Raw genomic sequence first — 19,255 nt, 5'->3', positions numbered from 1 at the left:
GCCGGCGGGGGCAGCGCGGCGGAGTTGCCGCGGTCGATCGCGCGGCGCAGCTCGCCGCCGAGCGGGGTGCGCTTCCGCGCGCTGGCCCCGAGCGCGGTCACCCGGCGAGGTGCGCGGCGGCGTCGAAGATCGCGCGCGCGTGGAGTTCGAAGAGCCGGACGAGGTCGACGGAGTCCCCGCCGACCTCCTTGGCGATGAACAGCCCGTCGACCGCGGCCACGGCGTAGGTGGTCAGCAGCTGGACGGCGTGCTCGTCCAGCGAGGGTTCGACTTCGCGCACGATGTCGGCGAAGTGCCGGTGCGCGGTGCCGCGGAGCTGGAGGAACACGGTGCGGGCGCTGGGGTCCTCGGGGTGCCGTTCCAGGGCCAGCATCAAGCCGAGCCGCAGGAAGTCGGGTGTTTCGAGCAGCGCCCCGGCGACGTCGCGAGCTAGCTCGACCACGCGGTCCTTCGACGTGTCGGCCACCTCGTCGGGCAGGGTGACGGTGGCCAGCCAGGTGTGGAAGCTGCGTTCGATGACGGCCGCGATCAGCTCGTCCTTGTCCTTGAAGTGCCGGTAGATCGAACTGACCGGGAGTCCGCACCTGGCGCTGACCGCGGCGATGCTGGTGCCCTCGTAGCCGCGTTCGCCGGCGACCGCGGCGGCGGCGTCGAGGACCTCGCGGCGGGATTCCTCGCCGTCGGCGCGGCGTTGGCGCGCGGCGCGCTGCTCGGTCATCACTTCACCTCCGTCACCTGCCCCATGCTGCATCGATCGCTGCGGCGCGTGCTCGTCGATGATGGTCCGGTCGACCGGCGCGCGCCCCGGTGCTGAGGCCCCGGTGCGACCTCGGTTCCCGGGTGTTCTCGTCGATGACGACGGGGTCCGGCCGAGCTCCACGCGAAACGGGAGGGGTTTGGACGCAGCGGGGCAGTGCGCGGTCGTTGGCGCGGTACCAGCAGGACGGCCGCGCGACGGGGGTGATCGGCCGGAACGTGGCCAAGCGGGCTCGGATCCGCCGCCAGGGCTCGTCGGACCCCCGGCCCGACGCGGCGCAGCGCTGACCCGAGGCGAGCACCCGCCCTCCGGTGCGGTGCCCGTTGCGCCGTCGCGGCGTCGAGGTGTGCGGCAGCGGCTCCGGAGGGCTGGTCCCCGAGGTGACCGGTGTGCTCAGTGGACGCCCCGCGGATCGTCGCGGCGGAGGGGAGGCTTGCCGGCGAGGGTGACCCAGAGGTTGGGGTCGAAGTGGTCTTGCGGCAGCTGGGCGACCATGTAGCGGACGCTGCGCTCGATCTTCACCCGCCAGCGCCGGGCGGCTTCGGCGCCGTCGGCGTTGTGCACCGCCTCGTAGATCCCCGCGTCCTCGCGCGCGATGAGGTCGACCACTTCGGCCCAGTCCAGCTGCAGCGCGGAGTTGAACATCCGGAGGCGCATCGTGAGCCGTTCGAAGATCGTGCCCGCCTGGGGCAGCCGGGTCGTCCGCGCCACCACGTCCTGGAACTTGAGGTCGGCTTCGCCGATCTGGGCGTGGTCCTCGTCCCGGGCGACGGACTGGACCTGCGCCAGGGCGGTGCGGACCGGACGCAGCTCGGAGCGGGGGCGCATGGCGATGCGGCGCATCAGCAAACTCCCCACCGAGGCGCGCAGCGCGTACAGGTCGATGATGTTCTCGGCGCTCACGTGGGGAGCGGCGGCTCCGCGGTTGGGGAGCAGTTCGAGCATGCCCTCCTCGGCGAGGACCCGCAGGGCCTCGCGCACCGGCCCGCGGGAGACGCCCAGCCTGGCCGCCAAGGGGGCTTCCTTGACGCGCTCACCCGGTTTGAACCTCCCGCCCGCGAGTTCCTCGCGGACGAGCGCGGCCACGCGGTCGGCGATCCGCGGGGGTGACGAGCCCGAGGCCGCGGATGGCTCGGCGGCTTCGCGGCCGTCCCGGTCGGAGTCACTGGTTTGCACAGCATTCAGCTGATCTGAGTCATAAATGAGGCCGTGGTAGTCCTGGTCGCCGCTCCAGAGGGAGCGCGGGCTCTTGGTCCACGTGAACGGCCGTGCCGGTGGGGTCGAGGTGCTGCACCAGGCTCGGAGGTCCTCCCGCAGCCCCGCCAGCGATGCGCTGAAGCCGAGTACGTGCTCATCGCTGGGCAGCGGGTTGCGCGCCAGGAGGGCGTCGACCTCGCCGAGCCAGGAGCCCTCCGGGGGCACGACGTGCTGGTGGAGTCGCGGGTGCTCCTGCAACCAGTCCGCCAGCGCGTCCTGATCTGCAGCAGTGAACCCGTCGACGAGCAGGTGGACCGCCATGCTGGCCGGCACGCTGCGTTGCAGGCGTTCGAGGAACGCCCGCAACGAGGTGAACCGCTGGGAACCGCCGGCCTCCGCGTCGCTGCCGACCTGCGCGAACGCGTTCGCCACCGCGAGGACCTCGCGGGCCTCCCCGGTGCGGCGCTGCATCGAGGCGGTCGACTCCGCCGTCCCGCCCTCCGGGGAGGGCGCTGCGTCCTCGTCGGCCGCGACGGCCAGGACCCGCGTCGGCGGGGCGAGGAACAGTCCGACCACATCGCGGATGCGGTTCGGCAGCGGGGCGCGGTCGGCCCCGCCCCCCGGGGAGGGGCGCGCCTGCTTCGCGCCGAGCCGGTAGGTGCGCCAGATGCGGCTCACCGTGGCCTGGCTGGCCCCGACCGCGGTGGCCATGGAGCGCGTCGACCACCGGCGCCCGGAGGGGGCCGGTTCGAGGAGGCGGACCAGCACCTCGTTGACGAGGGTCTCGTCGAAACGCGGCGGACGGCCGGGGCGGCGCCGCTCGGCGAGGCCCTCCAGGCCTTCGGCGAGGTACCGCGAGCGCCACCGGCGCACCGCGTCCAGGGACACGCCGAGCTGCTCGGACACGGCCTTGCTGGTGCCCTGCTGCTCGCAGGCCAGCACGATGCGGGCGCGCAGCGCCAGGGCCTGCGAGCACTTGCGACTGCGGGTCCAGCTCAGGAGCGCGGCACGTTCGTCCTCGCTGAGGACCACCGCGTCGGGCGGGCGTCCTGCCATGCCGAGCAAGAATACGACGACTTGTGACTCAGTGCCAGCCTGATGCCGGGACGGGATGCACGAGCGTTGTTGGCGAACGGCCTTCTTCCCATACTTCGTGGCAATCCGGCGGTCACCCCGTCGATGCCCGCACAACACCGTGAATTCGCACCCGACCAACCAGGCCCCGCCTGCCCGACAACGCAGCAGCAGTGCGTCCGCCATCGCGCGAGGTCCGCAGACCGTCGCGTCCGGTGATCGGTGCCTCGCCCTGGTGCGGCGGGGCGTTCGCAGGATTTCCAGGAAGGCTGTTTTCGATGAAAGACGTCGTCGTCGTAGGTGGCGGAATCGCCGGGCTGTCGGCCGCGTGGCGACTGCGGAACTGGAACTCGCTCCTGCTCGAATCAGAAGGGCGGGTCGGCGGACGCATCCGCTCGGAACGCCGTGGACCGTACTGGCTCAACTGGGGCGGGCACGTCTTCGCCGGCGGCGATTCGGCGACCGCCCGGCTGCTCGGCGAAACCGGTACCGATGCCGTGGAAGTGCCGGGGTCGCTGGCCGGGTTGGCGATGAACGGCAAACTGCTGCTGAACAGCCGGGTGGAGAGCTATCCGTTCCGGATCCCGATGACGTGGTCGGCCCGCCTCGGCGTGCTCAAGACGGGGATCAAAGTCGCTCTGGCCGTCGCCCGCTACTCGCGGGTGGTCCGGCCGCGGACCGGTGAGGACGCGGCGGCCCGGCAGCAGCGGATCTACGAATTCCTCAACGATCGCAGTTTCTCCGATTTCATCGGGGAACTGCCCGAAGACGCCGAGGCTCTGTTCAAACCGACCGTGACCCGCTCCTCCGCGGACATCGCCGAGATCTCCGCCGGAGCCGGGGTCGGTTACTTCAGCTTGGTGTGGAACATCGGCGGTGGCCTTTCGCAGAACATCCTCGGCGGGCCCGCCACGCTCACCGAAGGCATCGCCGCGGCCCTGTCCGACCGCGTCGAGTTGAACTCGGCCGTCGACGAGATCGTGCACAAGCAGGATTCGGTCGTCGTCCGCTACCGGCAGGACGGGGTCGACAAGGAAGTCGAGGCGAAGAGCGTCGTGCTGGCCACCCCCGCGACCGTCGGGCACCGGATCGCGGTCGACCTCGACCCCGACGTGCGCGAGGCGCTGTCGAAGGTGGTCTACGGGCCGTACGTGAGCGCGGCGTTCCTCACCGGCGAGACCGAACGCCAGGTCTGGGACGACGCGTACGGCATCGCCACGCCGAAGCGCTCGTTCAACATCGCGTTGAACATGTCCAACGTCGCGCGGGCGGGAGAGGTGGAACGACGGCCCGGCAGCAGCATCATGACCTTCTCACCGGGCAGTCTGGCGCGCGAGCTCCTCGAACGCGACGACGACGAGATCCTCAAGACCTACCTCGACGACCTCGACGAGGTGCTCCCCGGCTCCGCCGGCAAGGTCGTCGAGGCACAAGTGCAGCGCTGGCCCACCGGCGCGCCCTACTGCTTCCCCGGCCGCGGAAAGCTGCAACCGGCGTTGTCCCGGCGCAGCAGCCGCGTGTTCCTCGCCGGCGACTACCTCGGGACGTTCTACTCGGAAACAGCGGTCCAGACAGGGCTTTCCGCGGCCCGGGAGATCCAGAGCCTGCTGGCCACCGAACGGCAGGGCGGCCGCACCGAGCCCCCGCCCGTGCCCGCCGAGTAGTGCCCGTCGAGCAGTCCTCCGCCCGAATTCGAAACCCAGACACCACCGTCCGACACCGGTCGATCGGTTCGGACCGCACCGCATCCCGAGGGGAGATCCTGATGAATCCGGAATTGAGCGGTGTTCTCACCGCGCTGGCCACACCGTTCACGAACGATGAGCAGATCGACGTGGGCAACGTGCGGCGCCTGGTCGACCGCACCATCGACGGCGGCGTCGACGGTGTCGTCGCCTGCGGTTCCACCGGGGAGTTCGCCGCGATGAGCGGCGCGGAACGGCGCCTGGTCGTGGAGACGGTGGTCGAGCAGGCGGCCGGGCGCGTGCCGGTCGTCGCGCAGACGGGCGCAGTGAGCACGGCGGAGGCGATCGAGCTGTCGCGGCACGCGCAGGACGTCGGCACCTCGGTCCTGATGCTGGTCACGCCGTACTACGAACCGCTCACGCTCGACGAAACCCGCCGCTACCTGCGCACGGTGGCCGAGAGCGTCGACCTGCCGGTCATGCTCTACAACCTCCCCGGTGCGACCGGTGTCAACCTCACGCCCGAGGTGGTCGGGCAGCTCGCCCGCGAGGTCGACAACATCCGCTACATCAAGGACACCAGCGCCGACATGACGCAGGTGGGGCAGCTCATCCACCACCACGGCGACGTCATCTCGACCTTCGTCGGCTGGGACAGCTTCCTGCTCTCCGCGCTCACCGAGGGCGCGGCCGGCGTCATGGCCGGTACGGCGAACGCGATCCCGGCCGAGCTGGTCTCCATCCACCGGGCGGTTCGCGCCGGGGAATTCGACCGCGCCCGCGCCGAGTGGTCCCGGATCTACCCGTTGATGGACGCGATGATGTCCGCCCCGTTCATCCCCGCCGTCAAGACCGCGTTGAACGCAACCGGATTCCCCGCCGGAAAACCCCGCAGCCCGTTGCTCGAAACCGATCCCGCGCCGGCCGAGACCATCTCGTCGCTGATCGCGAAGTTGGACTGACCGTCCGCACGACCACCCGCACCGCGGAAAAACCGCGGCGCGAACGCCCGGGCGGATCCGCGCACCGATCCGGCCCGTACCCGGAAAGCGAACTGCGGGCGCAGCACCGGTGCAGCGCAGCCGCAACCGCGCAGCACCGGTGGTCCTGCGCCGGTGCATCCCGCCGAATCAACGCTTCCACCCGAACCGCACGGGCCTGCTCCTGAAATGACGCAACGATGGAGGAAGCATTCCCATGAGCACCTCAGCTGAATCCACGACCGCCGCTGTCCGCCGAGCCACCGATGCGCAATCGTGGTCGGCGAGCGCGGATCTTCCCCCGTCCCGGCTTTTCGTGGGCGGGGAGTTCGTGGAGGCCTCGTCGGACCGCGTGATCGAGGTGGTTGATCCGTGTTCGGAGGAGGTGTTGTGCGGTGTGCCTGCGGGCACGGCCTCCGATGTGGATCGGGCGGTGGCCGCGGCGGTGGCGGCCCAGCCGGCGTGGGCCGCGCGGGTGGCCAAGGACCGTTCGGACCTGCTGCACGCGATCGCCGACCGGGTGGGCGAGCACACCGACCTGCTCGTGCACCTCGAGGCCGCCAACACCGGCAAACCGCTGCAGGTCGCCCGCGATGACCTCGCCGGCACCCTCGACTCCTTCCGCTTCATGGCCGGCGCGGCGCGCGCGACCACGTCCATGGCCGGTGGGGACTACGTCGACGACCATATGTCGGTGATCCAGCGCGAACCGCTCGGCGTCGTCGGCGTGGTCACCCCGTGGAACTACCCGCTGATGATGGCCGCCTGGAAGATCGCCCCGATCCTCGCCGCCGGCAACACCTGCGTGGTCAAACCCTCCGAGCACACCCCGCTGACGACGCTGAAGTTCGCCGAACTCGTCGCCGACCTGCTCCCGGCCGGGGTGCTCAACGTCGTCACCGGCTACGGCGACGTGGTCGGCAACCGGCTGTCCGAACACCCACAGGTGGACATGATCGCGCTGACCGGCTCGATGGGCAGCGGTCGGGCGGTGGCCCGCAACGCCGCCGACGGGCTCAAGCGCGTGCACCTCGAACTCGGCGGCAAGGCCCCCGTGGTGGTCTGCGCCGACGCCGACCTCGCCGCCGCGGCCTCGACCATGCGCGCGGCCGGATACTGGAACTCCGGGCAGGAATGCGGCGCCGGCTGCCGCGTGCTCGTGCACGAATCCGTGGCCGAGTCGTTCACCGACCACCTCGTCCGCGAGGTCAGCACCCTGACCGTCGGCGAACCCCACGCCGGTACCGGGGTCGAACTCGGCCCCGTGGTCTCGCAGGAGCACTACCAGCGCGTGCTCGGCTACCTCGACCGCGCCCACCAGGACGGCGCCCGCCCGGTCATCGGCGGCGGCCCGCTCGACGGGCCGGGCTACTTCATCGCTCCGACGGTGCTGGTCGACGTCCCCGACGGCGCCGAGATCACCCGCGAGGAAGTCTTCGGCCCCGTCGTCACCATCGAAACCTTCCACACCGAAGACGAAGCCCTCCGCCGCGCCAACGACGTGCCCTACGGGCTGGCCGCCTCCGTCTGGACCAACGACGCCCGCCGCAGCCACGACCTCGCCGCCCGCATCGACGCCGGCACCGTCTGGGTCAACTCCCACCTGGCCCTGGCCAGCGAACTGCCCTGGGGCGGCTTCAAAAGCTCCGGCTACGGCCGCGACCTATCCATCTACGCCCTCGACGACTACTCCCGCACCAAACACATCATGCACAACCACACGCGCTGAGCCCAGACCGGTAGCGGCGAACGCCGCCCTCGTCGCGGGCTCGTACATCGCGAGCCGCTCGACGGATCGATGACCACCGACCAGCCGGCCCGGCACCGAGCTGCCGTCGACCTCCGCGGCACGAGCACCGACGCGCGTCGTCGAGCTGCCGCTGCACCGCCGCCCGCACCGCACCGCTGGAGATCTCGATATGGAAATGCTGTCCACCATCAGCGGGTGGATCTGGAACCCGATGGCATACTTCGCCCTGGGGATGGGCGTGTTCTTCACACTGCTCACCAAAGGGGTCCAGTTCCGCCGCCTTCCGGAGATGATCAAGCAGCTCCGGTCGAGCGAGTCCGGCGACGGAGGGCTGTCCTCGTTCCAGACCCTGGCGTTGACCATGTCGAGCCGGGTCGGCGTCGGCAGCATCGCGGGCGTTGCCACGGCCGTGGCCTCCGGCGGCCCCGGTGCCATCATGTGGATGGCGATCACCGCCCTGCTGGGATCCACCTGCGCCTACGGCGAGGCCGTGCTGGCCCAGGTCTACAAACGCCGGATCCGGGGCGAGATCCGCGGCGGCATGCCGTACTACATCAAGCACGGCCTGCGCGCACCCCGGCTGGCCGTGGTCATGGCGGTGACGACGCTGATCGGCTACGGGTTCGTCTTCCCCGGCATCCAGTCGAACAACATCGCCTCCAGCGCCCAGGAGGCCTTCGGCGTCGACGGGTGGATGACGGGACTCCTCGTCACCGGGACGCTCGCGCTCGTCATCGTGGGCGGCACCCGCCGGATCGTGCACGTGGCCCAGGCGATCGTCCCCTTCATGTCCCTGGGCTACATCCTCACCGCGGCCGTGATCATCGCCCTGAACCTGGAGAAGGTGCCGCAGGCGTTCATGCTCATCGTGTCCAGCGCGATGGGCACCAACCAACTGTTCGGCGGCATGGTCGGTTACGCGGTGGCCTGGGGCGTGCGCCGGGCGATGTTCGCCGCTGTGCCCGGCCTGGGCGAGGGGACCTTCGCCGCTGCCGCCGCGCGCGTCACGCACCCGGGCAAGCAGGGGCTCATCCAGGCGTGCAGCATCTACATCGACATCCTGATGATCTGCATGGCGACCGGCCTGACGATCGTCATCACCGGCGCGTACCACGTGAAGGACGCCGCTGACGGCTTCATCGTGAACAACGTCCCGGGCGCGGTCGCCGGTCCGAACTTCGTGCAGGCCGCGATCGACACCAGCCTACCGGGGTGGGGGTCGTTCTTCGTCGCCGTGGCGGTGCTGCTGTTCGCCTTCACGTCGCAGGTGTTCTTCTTCTACGTCGCCTCCACCAACCTGGTGTTCCTGCTCGGCGAGCGGCGCAACCAGCTGCTCGAGTCCGTGCTGAAGGCCGGCGCGCTGGCGATCTCCTTCATCGGCACCGTGATCAACGCCGACGCCATCTGGGATGCCGGGGACATCGGCTACGGCCTCATCGGCTGGATGAACATGATCAGCGTCCTCCTGCTGACCCCGGTGGTCCGCAAGGTGATCAAGGACTATGACCACCAGCGGCGGACCGGTCTCGACCCCGTGTTCGACCCGCACCGGCTCGGCATCCGCGGAGCGGACTACTGGGAGAGCGAGGGCGCCGAAGCGGCGAAGGCCTCCGGCTCCGGGAAACCGGAGGCGTGACACCGACTCCGCCGAACCCGGGACGCACCGCTCGATCACTACGCTCGACTGTCCGCTGCAGCGGGAGCGCTCCACCACCTAGTAGGAAGGTGGACATCACCACCACTGCGGAATCGACCATCTCCGATGAAGTCTGGAACGCCTTCGTCGAGTCCTACGAAGCGGACTTCAACGTGCTGCATGCCCTGCTGAACGACAAGGAGAGCTTTGCCGCGCTCAACACGGCCCGTCCCGACGAAGCTCCGGAACCGTTCGGTTCGCTGTCCAACGTCGACGACGATCTGGACTACGCGTTGACGAAGCTGCATGCAGCGACCGCGAAACCGCTGCCGCATCCCGAGCACCCGGGCGCGAAGCTCGCCAAGGATGCCGGCGCCAAGATCCACGGGACCGTGGTGCACATGGACAGTCAAGTCCAGAACGACGCGGACAAGATCAAGAGCTGCAAAAACCTCGACGAGGCCTCCGCCCAGTGGCTCAAGGACTGCAACGAGAAGGAAGAAGCGACAGACAAGGCGCTGGTGGCGTCCAACCACGCGTTCTGGGACCCCTCAAGGAACGCGGCCTGAAGCACCCGCACGAGAGGCGGGTCCTGCAGCAGATCGCCCAGGCCTACGTCGCTGTCGTCAATGAAGTGACGAACTTCCTGAAGACGGCAATCACGTGGCTGATCCAGAAGATCGAGTGGATCTGGGACAGGATCAAGGAAGCGGCCGGCTGGGTCTGGGACAAGCTCAAGGCCGCAGCGAAGGTCGTTGCCCACTTCTTCGGGTTGTGACCCCCGCGCGGAGATAGGTCAGAATTCGAAACCACTACGTGTGATCACCACCACTACGTGTGATCACCAGCCCTGCTGGTCAACGCGCATAGTAGGCATCACGTTTCCAGTGGCTCAGAGCGGCAACCCCGGGCCACCCATGTTTCGGAGGCCGGGGTTGATGCAGGGTTTGGTGACAGCTTCTTTCGTCGTCAGACCGGCAGCGGGGGTCGTGATTGTCTCGTACTCAACCGGGTTCAACCTGGGCAATGCTCGAAACCTGTGGATCGGCTGGGAAGGGGCGTACCTTCCCGATGATCGGATGAAGGTTCCAAGCAAGGCCGACGTTGCCGCGTCGGTCGGGAAGGTGCCACCCATGCTCGGCGTAGTCCCTGATCCGGCAGAAGGTGATGACCGTCCGGCGGGTGGTTCGTCGTTGCTCGATGAGATCGCCCGGGAGGGTGCTCGGCGGAGGCTGGCCGAGGCGCTGCAGGCCGAGGTCGATGCCTCTCCACAGCAGAGCACTCGGGCGAGCGTGATGAGCACGGGCATCACCTGGTGGTGCGCAACGGCTCGCACCAGCCGCGGGAGGTCATGACCAGCTCCGGCGCAGTTGAGGTCACGGCCCTGCGGGTCAACGACAAGCGCATCGACCCCGCTGCGGGCAGCGTCAGCGGTTCGCCTCGGCGATCCTGCCGCCGTGGCCCGCAAGTCCCCCAAGATCAGCGAGGTGCTGCTGCTGTATCTGCATGGATCGTCGTCGGGGGATGTCGTGCACGCTGGGGTGAGTTCCTCGGCTCGGCGAAGGGCCTGTCGTCGACGGTGGTCACGAAGCCGAAATCCGCTCCACCGGCGCGAAGAAGGCCCTGGCCGAGATCTACAACGCCGGGGACGAACGCCACGCTCGTGAGGCCGTGACCGCCTTCGAAACCGCCTGAAGATCTCGATCCACAGGTCTTGACAATAGCTCCACGCGCACGGGCGGTTGTCGTGCTTGCGCAGTCACTCTCGCGCAACCGTCTGCGCCTGCGCAGTGATCCGCAGCGACTCGGCCATCGTGAGGAACGGGGCCCACGTGCCGGCCAGTCCCTCGACGGTGAAGCCCGTCGAGAGCAGGTACGTAGCCGCGGTGATGACCTCCCCCGCTTCGGCGCCGACCATGTGCACGCCCAGGATCCGCCCCGCTTCGGGCTCGGACACCAACTTCAGCAGGCCACTGGTGCGCTGATTGACCATTGCGCGGGGCACGAAGGCCAGTGGCAACTCGCGCGTCTCGTACGGCTGGCCTGCGGCCTCCGCTTCGTGCGGCGTCAGGCCGACCGATGCGACGGCGGGCGAGGTGAAGGTCACGCGGGGTACAGCGGTGTAGTCCAGCGCCTGGGGGCTGTCACCGAAGATGTTGGACGCGGCCGCGAGGCCCTGGGCGCCGGCCACGTAGACGAACTGCCGCTGGCCGGTGACGTCTCCCGCTGCCCAGATCCGCGGATGGGCGGTGCGCAGGTGCTCGTCAACGGGGATCTCGCCCCGCGGGCCCACTTCCACGTCGACAGCTGTGAGGTTCAGTCCGTCGGTGACCGGGCGTCGTCCGGTAGCGATCAGGATCTTCTCCGCAGGAACCTTTGTCGCGCCGCCGTCGGCCGTCAGCCTCGCGAGGACCCCTGTCCCGGTCGGCTGCACGTCGGTCAGCGTCGTGCTGGTCAGGAACTCGATCCCTTCCTCGGCCAGCGCCTGCTGCAGGGCCGCGGAGATGGACGGGTCCTCGAACGGGGCGATGCGCGGGGCCAGTTCCACGACGGTGGTTCTGGCTCCCAGGCGGGCGAACAACTGGGCTTGCTCCAGACCGATCGCATTCCCGCCGATCACGAGCAGGGACTCGGGAACCCGGTCCAGTGACATGGCGCTTGCGGAGGTCAGGCAGTCGACGTCGCCGAGGCCGGGGATGTCCGGGATCAGCGGCTGGGCACCGGTGCCGATGAGGACGTGCTCGGCAGACAGCTCTGTCTGCTCACCGTCCTGTCCGGTGACGATCAGCGCGGGGCGTTCCTGCCCGGAGGGGGAGAACGACGCCGTGCCGCGCAGGAGCACGATCCCTGCCTGCTCGGTTCCTTTGACGTGATCCTCCTCGCGCCGTTCGCGGAGGAACTCGTCCTTGGCTTCGACCAGTAGCGACAGGTCCGCAGGTCCGGCTGACGTGGGGATACCGGGAAAGCCGCTGTTCCGGGCCGTTTCCCGCGCCTCAGCCGCGGCGAGCAGGCCCTTCGACGGGATGCATCCGACGTTGAGGCAGGTGCCTCCGGGATCGGCTCGCTCCACCATGACGACCGACTTGCCGCGCCGTCGCGCCTCCGTCGCTGCGGCTTTGGCCGCTGATCCGGCTCCGATGACCGCCAGGTCGTAGGTCTGGGTGTGACTGTTGCTGTGCATCACGGTCTCCGAGGAAGAGGTGGTGGTCAGGCCGGGCTGTCGGCCTGGTGAGGAGTGGTCCGCCGAGCGGCTGGACGCGACTACCGCCAGGTGCGCTCGAGGAAGTCGGCGATGAGCGGCGCGATCTGCCCCAGGTGGTCTTCGAGGGCGAAGTGGCCGGTGTCGAAGAGGTGGAGTTCGGCCTCGGGCAGGTCGCGCAGGTAGGCCCGGCCACCGGGTTCGGGGAAGAACGGGTCGTTGCTGCCCCAGGTGATGAGCGTGGGCGGGGCGTGCTTGCGCAGCCAGGCCTGCCAGCGGTCGTAGCGCTCGATGTTGGAGTGGTAGTCGAAGAGCAGCGCCAGCTGTGCTTGCTGGCGCTCCGGTTTGTCGAGGAAGTACTGGTCCAGGATCCAGCCGTCCGGGGCGATGCGTTCGGGCTCGGCTACGCCGGTCTCGTACTGGCCGCGGGTGGTGGCCAGGGTGAGCAGGTCCCGGAGGGTGTCCTCGGCACCGGGGGTGTCGGGGTGTTGGGTGAGCACGTCGCGGGCGAACTCGGAGAGCCCGTCCTCGTAGGCGTTGCCGTTCTGCACGACCAATCCCGTGATCCACTCGGGATGGCGTTCGGCGAGGCGAAAACCGGTGGGGGCGCCGTAGTCGAAGACGTACATGACGAACCGGTCCAGTCCGAGCCGCTGGACGAAGCCTTCGGTGACGTCGGCAAGCCGGTCGAAGGAGAAGGTGAAGTCGTCCGGGGTCTCGGTGTGGCCGAATCCGGGCAGGTCCGGGGCGATCATCCGGTAGCGACTGCCGAGGACGTCGATGAGGCGGCGGAACTGGTGCGAGGCCGACGGGAAGCCGTGCAGGAGCAGCAGCACGGGTGCCTCCGCCCTGTCGGGCAGTGACTCGCGGTAGAAGACGCGGACACCGCCGACGTCGACGTGCCGGTGAGCGGTGCGCGTGATCTGATCGAGCGTCATGCTAATCCCTTCTTCGGTATTTGATGCATTAGTACGTGACGCAGTGCTAATGCGTCAAGCGTTGAGGTAGCATTAGCCCATGAGTGATGGAGCCCCGCTCGTCGGCGAGCCGCTGGCGTTGGACCTGGTCAACACCCGTCCGGTCACGGGTGACCTGCTCACCACGCTCGACGAGCTGCGTGCCTGGCTCAGGCTTCAAGGTGATCGGTTCCCGGAGGTGCGCGAGGTGCTCGCGCAGCTCGCCGAGGAGGACGTGGCGGAGGTCCGAGCGATCCGCGAACACGCGGCCGACGCTCTCGCCCGCGTGCGCCGGGGCGAACGTCCTGCCGAGGCCGACCTCGCAGCGCTCAACCACGCTCAAGGCGCCGCGCCCCTCCTCAGCGAACTGAGCTGGAACGGGTCGACCACCACTGCCACGCGGCGGCGCATCGGTGCCCCCGGAACGCGCCTCGTGGGCTGGCTCGCCGAAGCCGCGGCCGATCTGCTGTCCGATCCAGCGGTTACCACGATCCGCGAGTGCGCGGCCGACGACTGCGTGCTGCTCTTTCTGCCAGCTCACTCGCGGCGGCGCTGGTGCTCAGCCGCCCGTTGCGGCAACCGGGCCCGCGTCGCCCGGCACTACCAGCGCCACAAGACCGGATAGCCGAAACCTCCGGGGGGTAGTCCGTTCCACCCGGGCGTGCGGGCGATCGACGACCTGTCGCTGCCGGCGGCACGCAGACGCGCGCCTCCCTCTGCCGCATGCTGCGGGGCTATCAGGATCTTCCGGCCAGGAGCCATCAAACACGGTGGCGGGTTTCCCGGTCGCTTCCTGTCCTGCGGCTGAGTGTCGCCGTCGCCAACCGTGCTCCTCGCCTCGCCGCATTGACGCGGACATCGTTTGCAGGTACCCCTACCCCCTAGGGGTATTATCCCAAATCAGACGTCCCGGAGAGACGAAGGAGACGGTGTGACAACGAGGACAACGCCGCGAGGCGGGCTGGTCCCGCTGCTGGTGATCGCCACCGCGCAGTTGATACTGGTGTTGGACGACTCGATCGTGAACATCGCGCTGCCGAGCATCCAGCAGGCGCTGGGCGTGGATGCGGTGCACCTGCCCTGGATCGTCAACGCCTACATCCTCGCCTTCGGCGCCCTGCTGCTGCTCGGTGGCCGAATCGGGGACCTGTGGGGACAGCGCCGCACCCTGCAGGTGGGCATCGCGATCTTCGTGCTCGCCTCCCTGGCCGGCGGTTTGGGCCAGAACACGATGATGCTCATCGCCGCCCGCGCGGTGCAGGGCCTGGGGGCGGCGCTGTCCTCGCCGAACGCCCTGGCGCTGATCGCCACGACCTTCGCCGAGCGCAAGGCCCGGGATACCGCGTTGTCGCTCTACGGAGCGATGTCCGGGCTCGGCATCGTGGTCGGTCTGCTGCTCGGCGGCATGCTGACCAGCACCCTCGGCTGGCGCTGGGTGTTCTTCATCAACGTCCCGATCGGGCTGCTCGTGCTGCTCGGCAGCCGCACCCTCATCGCCGCCGAGCGCAACCGGGGCCAACTCGGCATCGGCGGCGCGGTCCTCGGCACGGGCGGGATGATCGCCCTCATCTACGCCATCACGCGCTTCGGCGAGGACGGGTTCACCGACCCGCTCGCCCTCACGCTGGTCGGTGTGGCGGCCGCGCTCCTCGCCGTGTTCATCGCCACCCAAGCCCGCAGCCGCAGCCCGCTGATCCCGCTGAGCCTGTTCCGGAACCGCAACCGCACCGGCGCCTACGCCAGCGTGTTGCTGCTGGCCATCGGACCCATGGGCACGCTCTACATCATCACCCTCTACATGCAGAAGGTGCAGCAGTTCACCCCGATGCAGACCGGTGCGGCATGGTTGCCGTTCGCCGCCGGACTCGTGCTCGGCACCGCAAGCGCCCCGAAGCTGCTGCTGCGGATCGCCCCGCGCGTCGTCGCCGGAGCCGGCGCGCTGCTCAGCGCCCTGGCCGCATTCTGGTTCTCCTCCATCGCCGTCGACACGAGCTACTGGCCGCACCTGGCACCGGCCATGTTCCTGCTCGGGCTCGGATTCGGACTCGGCATCCTGGCGCTGATCCAAGCGGCGGTCTACCGCGTCGACGAGGACAAGGCCGGCATCGCCTCGGCCCTGTTCAACTCCGCCCAGCAGATCGGCGTCGCCCTCGGGCTGGCCGTGCTCGCCGGCATCGCCGCCACGATCACCGCCAGCCCCGGGAACACCGGCCTTCCCGTCGGGGCGGCCCTGGTCACCGGATACAGCACCGCGATGACCGTCGCCGCCGGCGTGCTCGTCGCGGCCGGGGTCCTGGCCCTGACCATGCTCAGCGCACAACCGAGCACCCAGCCCGAACCACACGACGCCGCCACGGACGAACCTGCCGAATCGAGAACCTGACCGAACACAACCCCCGCCAACGAACGGGGAGCCCGCACAGGCCGACGCGGGCTCCCCGTCCTGCGGCTCAGCGCAGCCACGGGAACCAACGTTCACCCGTCCGTGTCGCTCGGGCAGCCCTGTTGTCGCAGAAATGAACGTTCACGAGACACGCCCGCTCGTCCAGCGTTTCCGCAGTTCACTTCTGTCGCGCAATCCGTGTGCGCGCCGAGGTCGCACTGTCGGGGTTCGCGGTACGACCTCGCTCATGCGGATCGGCTGCGGACGGTTCCCCACCCGCGATCAACACCCCGAGGCCCAGTACGACGCGCTCGCCGCGGCGGGATGCGACGAGATCTTCGTCGACAAGCCCCCGGCACGCTGGCCCGGTGCCCCGAGCTCGTCACCGGGGCCGACAGCACCCGGCTCAGCGCCCGCTACCAGACGTTGATGAACCAGCTGGCCTACCACCGCCTGGTCTCGGCGTCGCTGACGCGTCCCGGGCGGCTCGGCGACTCGTTGTCCGAACACCGGCGCGTCCTCGAACTCGTCCGCGAGAAGGACGGTTTCGGCGCGGAATTCGCCATGCGCGACCACATTCGGTCCGGCGAACGGGCGACGATGTCCGCCGAGGACCCGATCACCGGTGGTGACCCACCCGGGGAGGAGTTGTAGCGATGCGGTTTTCCATCTTCCACGACGTCGGAGCACCACTTCGGGCACGAGGGTTTCGAGCTGGTCCCGAACCCGGTGCTGATGGGCACCGACATCGCGGCCCGCACGTCGCGGATCGGGCAGGCCGCGAACATCGTGACGTCGGTGGCGCCAACAGCGGCCGAGACCGGGCCAGCGACGGCGGTCCTGGCCGACCTGGGCATGACGAAGTCCGCATGGACGGCAAAGCCCGGGATTCGATGTCGCCGCGCGAGGTGTTCACGTGATCGCACAGTGGTGATCGACGTCGTCGACGTCGGTGCACCCTGCTGGATGCAGGTGGTTCCGGGAAGCGCTCCGTGGCACCGCGTCCGAAGCCCCTGCCTCCTCCGCTGATCGAGGCGAGCCCGTCCTCGGGCTGCGCGCAGCCTTCCAGCCGTTTCCGCGCGGCACGGTGCGGGGCCGGCCCAGGTGGTGCGTACCGGGCGGTCGTGGCACGCGGGACCGCGGAACACCGGCGCGCTTGTCAAGACGTTTGCAGGGACTGCGCGAGCAGGTCCCGGGCCGTCTCCCGCGCCTCGGTGAGCAGTTCCTCGCCGTGGATCCCGTGGTGCGCGAAAGCCCCTTCCAACAGCAGGAAGAGATGACGGGCGAGACGTTCCGGTTTGTGCACTGTTGGGCCGTCCTCGGCGATGAGCTCGCCGAGTCGGTCCTCGATGGACTGCTTGTGGTAGCGGATGATGGCGTGCGCCGGGTGTTCGACGGACAGCTCGGCTGCGGCGTTGAGGAACGCGCAGCCGCGCGTGATGGTGCGGGCGTCCTCGGCGTAGACGTCGAAGAAGGTCAGGGCGCGCGGTGCTTCGGCGACGGCGAGGCGCTCCTCCAGGCCGCGCCACCACCCCGAGTGGCGGTTCTGCAGGTACCTGGCCACGAGGGCGTCCTTGGAGCCGAAGTTGTTGTAGAGGGTGCGCTTGGTCACGCCTGACTCGGCGGCGATCGTGTCCACGCCCACCGCGTTGATGCCGCGGGCGTAGAACAGCTCGGAAGCGGCTTCGAGGATCCGCCGCGCCCCGGGGGTCAACTCGTGAATGTTCGCTGCCTCATACTCCACGCAGAACACCTTGACTTTCACAGGTCTGTGTAAATAGTCTACGCTCGTATTGCACAGATCGGTATAGGAGGTGGGTCGGGCACGTGCGCGGAACGCTTCGCGAGGTGGCGCTGGCAGCCGAGGTCGGCGAGCGGCACGTCGCGGCCTGCCGGTTCATGCACGTGTTCCGCGCTGCTGTGCTCACCACGAGCGGCTGGCGCTCCTCGAGTCTGATCTGAATACGAGCCAGGACGGCAGTCTACGTGTGCCGCCCCCTGCGCGATGAGGCGCTGGGAGGGCACGACCGCGCTGACGCGTGATCCGCGCGTTCCAGCCCGCCGGGCCGTGCCCCGCTCGGGGCGGGAACTGCTGGCCGGTGAGGAGGCTGCTGCCCCGTTCGCGGTGCGCGCAGCCGCACCGGCCTTCGCGCATTCCGCGGGAACCCACCGCGCCGAACGGTCGCGCACGACTGCCGCCGCACTGCACCCGGAGATTAGGAGTATTTGTGGCTTCTCGCGCAGAAGCAGAACCGAGGTCGAACTTCGCGGCGAGAACGTGGGGGAGCCTCGCCAAACCGGTGTTCGTACCGGCCGTGCTGATCATCGTCACCGCGCTGGCCTTCGCCACCTGGTACGGAGCCGCCTACGGCGACGATGCCGAGACCGCCTTCACGGACCTGCGCGACGCCATCGGCGAAACGGTCGGGTGGTGGTACATCCTCGTCGTCACGACGCTGCTGGTCTTCGCCTTCTGGGTGGCGCTGTCCAGAGCGGGCACCATCCGGCTCGGTCGGGATGACGAGAGGCCGGAGTTCTCGCTGTTCTCCTGGTTCGCCATGCTGTTCTCCGCCGGCATGGGCATCGGCATGGTCTTCTGGGGCGTGGCCGAGCCCCTGAACCACATGACGTCCCCGCCGGAGATCGCCGATGTCGAAGCCGGAACGGCGGAAGCCGGACGCGCCGCCATCGGACAAGCCCTGTTCCACTGGGGCCTGCACGCTTGGGGCATCTACGTCGTCGTCGGCCTCGGACTGGCCTACATGTCCTTCCGCCGCGGCCGCCCCCTGTCGGTCCGCTGGTTGCTCGAACCGATCTTCGGGCGCAGGCTCATCGAGTCCTGGGTCGGTCACGCCATCGACGTCTTCGCCATCGTCGGCACCATCTTCGGCGTCGCCACCTCGCTGGGGCAGGGAGTCCTGCAGATCCAGGCCGGCCTGGCCCACCTGGGGTGGTTCGAACCCTCCGGAACTCTCCTCGTGGGGTTGGTCGTGCTGATCACCGCGGCGGGAACCATCTCCGTGATCACCGGCCTGCACAAGGGGCTGCGCTGGCTCTCCAACGCCAACCTCGGGCTGGCGACCGTGCTGGCGATCTGCGTGCTGCTGATCGGCCCGACGGTCTTCCTGCTCCAGTCGGTGGTGCAGAACACCGGCGAGTACGTGCAGGCGATCCCGCAGCTCATGTTCGTCACCGGGGCGGGGGCCGACGACGGGTGGACGCTGAGCTGGACCCTGTTCAACCAGGGGTGGTTCCTCAGCTGGGCGCCGTTCGTGGGCATGTTCATCGCCCGTATCTCCCGCGGCCGCACCATCCGGGAGTTCATCCTGGGCGTCGTGCTGGCGCCGACGGTTGTCGCGATCCTGTGGTTCACCGTCTTCGGCAGCACCGGGATCCTCTACCAGCTGACCAGCGGATCCATGGTCGGTGCGGACGGTTCCATCGGCACCGACACCTCGCTGTTCGTGCTCTTCGAGAACCTCCCCGTGAGCGGGGGAGCAGTCACCGCGCTGTCCGTGGTCGCCATCCTGGTGATCACGCTGTTCTTCGTCACATCCGCCGACTCCTGCGCGCTGGTGGTCGACGTCCTCTCGCACGGGGGACGCACCGAGTGAGGTTCCCCCGGGAGGCCGGACAGG

The 19,255-nt window shown here is 69.1% G+C and carries 17 protein-coding genes; 12 read left to right on the top strand and 5 right to left on the bottom strand.

The annotated features are described in order from the left end of the window. Positions 1-97: 97 nt before the first annotated feature. Positions 98-718: a TetR/AcrR family transcriptional regulator gene (locus tag ACVGV0_RS15060; RefSeq protein ID WP_459156318.1), complete on the bottom strand. Its 621-nt coding sequence runs from the start codon at positions 716-718 to the stop codon at positions 98-100. A 432-nt stretch (positions 719-1,150) separates the two neighbouring features. Beyond that, positions 1,151-3,010: a helix-turn-helix domain-containing protein gene (locus ACVGV0_RS15055; RefSeq protein ID WP_459156317.1), complete on the bottom strand. Its 1,860-nt coding sequence runs from the start codon at positions 3,008-3,010 to the stop codon at positions 1,151-1,153. A gap of 296 nt (positions 3,011-3,306) precedes the next feature. Between ACVGV0_RS15055 and ACVGV0_RS15050 the strand changes: the two genes are divergently transcribed. The 7 genes from ACVGV0_RS15050 (at position 3,307) to ACVGV0_RS15020 (ending at position 10,434) form a co-directional block, all read left to right on the top strand. Then, entirely contained in the window at positions 3,307-4,692 is a 1,386-nt protein-coding gene (locus ACVGV0_RS15050) for a protoporphyrinogen/coproporphyrinogen oxidase (RefSeq protein WP_459156316.1), read from the top strand. Between the two features lie 101 nt (positions 4,693-4,793). Beyond that, positions 4,794-5,675: a 4-hydroxy-tetrahydrodipicolinate synthase gene (dapA, locus tag ACVGV0_RS15045; RefSeq protein ID WP_459156315.1), complete on the top strand. Its 882-nt coding sequence runs from the start codon at positions 4,794-4,796 to the stop codon at positions 5,673-5,675. Positions 5,676-6,009: 334 nt separating this feature from the next. Next, positions 6,010-7,422, top strand: a complete 1,413-nt coding sequence (locus ACVGV0_RS15040; protein ID WP_459160020.1) for an aldehyde dehydrogenase family protein — start codon at positions 6,010-6,012, stop codon at positions 7,420-7,422. 190 nt (positions 7,423-7,612) lie between these two features. After that, positions 7,613-9,079 carry an alanine/glycine:cation symporter family protein gene (locus ACVGV0_RS15035; protein ID WP_459156314.1) on the top strand — a complete coding sequence of 489 codons (1,467 nt, stop codon included), beginning with the start codon at positions 7,613-7,615 and terminating at the stop codon, positions 9,077-9,079. 89 nt (positions 9,080-9,168) lie between these two features. Beyond that, positions 9,169-9,648, top strand: a complete 480-nt coding sequence (locus ACVGV0_RS15030; protein WP_459156313.1) for a hypothetical protein — start codon at positions 9,169-9,171, stop codon at positions 9,646-9,648. Between the two features lie 65 nt (positions 9,649-9,713). Next, complete coding sequence (locus ACVGV0_RS15025) at positions 9,714-9,857, top strand: hypothetical protein (RefSeq protein WP_459156312.1); 144 nt, start codon at positions 9,714-9,716, stop codon at positions 9,855-9,857. A gap of 160 nt (positions 9,858-10,017) precedes the next feature. Beyond that, the gene (locus ACVGV0_RS15020) at positions 10,018-10,434 is read left to right on the top strand and encodes a hypothetical protein (RefSeq protein WP_459156311.1); all 417 of its coding nucleotides are present in this window, start codon (positions 10,018-10,020) and stop codon (positions 10,432-10,434) included. 404 nt (positions 10,435-10,838) lie between these two features. On the opposite strand, the gene merA is transcribed toward ACVGV0_RS15020, so the two are convergent. Beyond that, complete coding sequence (gene merA, locus ACVGV0_RS15015; protein ID WP_459156310.1) at positions 10,839-12,260, bottom strand: mercury(II) reductase; 1,422 nt, start codon at positions 12,258-12,260, stop codon at positions 10,839-10,841. Between the two features lie 80 nt (positions 12,261-12,340). Then, a complete protein-coding gene (locus ACVGV0_RS15010; protein ID WP_459156309.1) occupies positions 12,341-13,216 on the bottom strand; it encodes an alpha/beta fold hydrolase in 876 nt (291 codons plus the stop codon). A 79-nt stretch (positions 13,217-13,295) separates the two neighbouring features. On the opposite strand from ACVGV0_RS15010, the gene ACVGV0_RS15005 reads away from it, so the two are divergent. From ACVGV0_RS15005 to ACVGV0_RS14995, 3 genes are all read left to right on the top strand, one after another. Next, positions 13,296-13,859 (top strand): CGNR zinc finger domain-containing protein, encoded by a 564-nt coding sequence (locus tag ACVGV0_RS15005; RefSeq protein WP_459156308.1) that lies wholly within the window; start codon positions 13,296-13,298, stop codon positions 13,857-13,859. Positions 13,860-14,165: 306 nt separating this feature from the next. Then, the gene (locus ACVGV0_RS15000; RefSeq protein WP_459156307.1) at positions 14,166-15,617 is read left to right on the top strand and encodes an MFS transporter; all 1,452 of its coding nucleotides are present in this window, start codon (positions 14,166-14,168) and stop codon (positions 15,615-15,617) included. Positions 15,618-15,941: 324 nt separating this feature from the next. After that, positions 15,942-16,271, top strand: coding sequence for an FCD domain-containing protein (locus ACVGV0_RS14995; protein ID WP_459156306.1), 330 nt, complete (start codon positions 15,942-15,944; stop codon positions 16,269-16,271). A gap of 505 nt (positions 16,272-16,776) precedes the next feature. Here ACVGV0_RS14995 and ACVGV0_RS14990 read toward each other — a convergent pair. Next, positions 16,777-17,361 (bottom strand): TetR/AcrR family transcriptional regulator, encoded by a 585-nt coding sequence (locus ACVGV0_RS14990; RefSeq protein ID WP_459156305.1) that lies wholly within the window; start codon positions 17,359-17,361, stop codon positions 16,777-16,779. Positions 17,362-17,444: 83 nt separating this feature from the next. Between ACVGV0_RS14990 and ACVGV0_RS14985 the strand changes: the two genes are divergently transcribed. Together ACVGV0_RS14985 and ACVGV0_RS14980 are read left to right on the top strand one after the other, a co-directional pair. Next, a complete protein-coding gene (locus ACVGV0_RS14985) occupies positions 17,445-17,579 on the top strand; it encodes a hypothetical protein (protein ID WP_459156304.1) in 135 nt (44 codons plus the stop codon). Between the two features lie 266 nt (positions 17,580-17,845). After that, positions 17,846-19,231: a BCCT family transporter gene (locus tag ACVGV0_RS14980; protein WP_459156303.1), complete on the top strand. Its 1,386-nt coding sequence runs from the start codon at positions 17,846-17,848 to the stop codon at positions 19,229-19,231. The last annotated feature ends 24 nt before the right edge of the window (positions 19,232-19,255 follow it).

The sequence above is a fragment of the Salinifilum ghardaiensis genome (assembly GCF_054491345.1).
The sequence above is the reverse complement of the archived record's forward strand: the minus strand, read 5'-3'. Positions and strand labels throughout refer to the sequence as shown.

Bases quoted from the DNA above. Each gene is read 5' to 3' on its own strand.
- ACVGV0_RS15060 (WP_459156318.1), bottom strand. From the start codon at position 718: ATGACCGAGCAGCGCGCCGCGCGCCAACGCCGCGCCGACGGCGAGGAA.
- ACVGV0_RS15055 (WP_459156317.1), bottom strand. From the start codon at position 3,010: ATGGCAGGACGCCCGCCCGACGCGGTGGTCCTCAGCGAGGACGAACGT.
- ACVGV0_RS15050 (WP_459156316.1), top strand. From the start codon at position 3,307: ATGAAAGACGTCGTCGTCGTAGGTGGCGGAATCGCCGGGCTGTCGGCC.
- dapA (WP_459156315.1), top strand. From the start codon at position 4,794: ATGAATCCGGAATTGAGCGGTGTTCTCACCGCGCTGGCCACACCGTTC.
- ACVGV0_RS15035 (WP_459156314.1), top strand. From the start codon at position 7,613: ATGGAAATGCTGTCCACCATCAGCGGGTGGATCTGGAACCCGATGGCA.
- ACVGV0_RS15020 (WP_459156311.1), top strand. From the start codon at position 10,018: ATGCAGGGTTTGGTGACAGCTTCTTTCGTCGTCAGACCGGCAGCGGGG.
- merA (WP_459156310.1), bottom strand. From the start codon at position 12,260: ATGCACAGCAACAGTCACACCCAGACCTACGACCTGGCGGTCATCGGA.
- ACVGV0_RS15010 (WP_459156309.1), bottom strand. From the start codon at position 13,216: ATGACGCTCGATCAGATCACGCGCACCGCTCACCGGCACGTCGACGTC.
- ACVGV0_RS15005 (WP_459156308.1), top strand. From the start codon at position 13,296: ATGAGTGATGGAGCCCCGCTCGTCGGCGAGCCGCTGGCGTTGGACCTG.
- ACVGV0_RS14995 (WP_459156306.1), top strand. From the start codon at position 15,942: ATGCGACGAGATCTTCGTCGACAAGCCCCCGGCACGCTGGCCCGGTGC.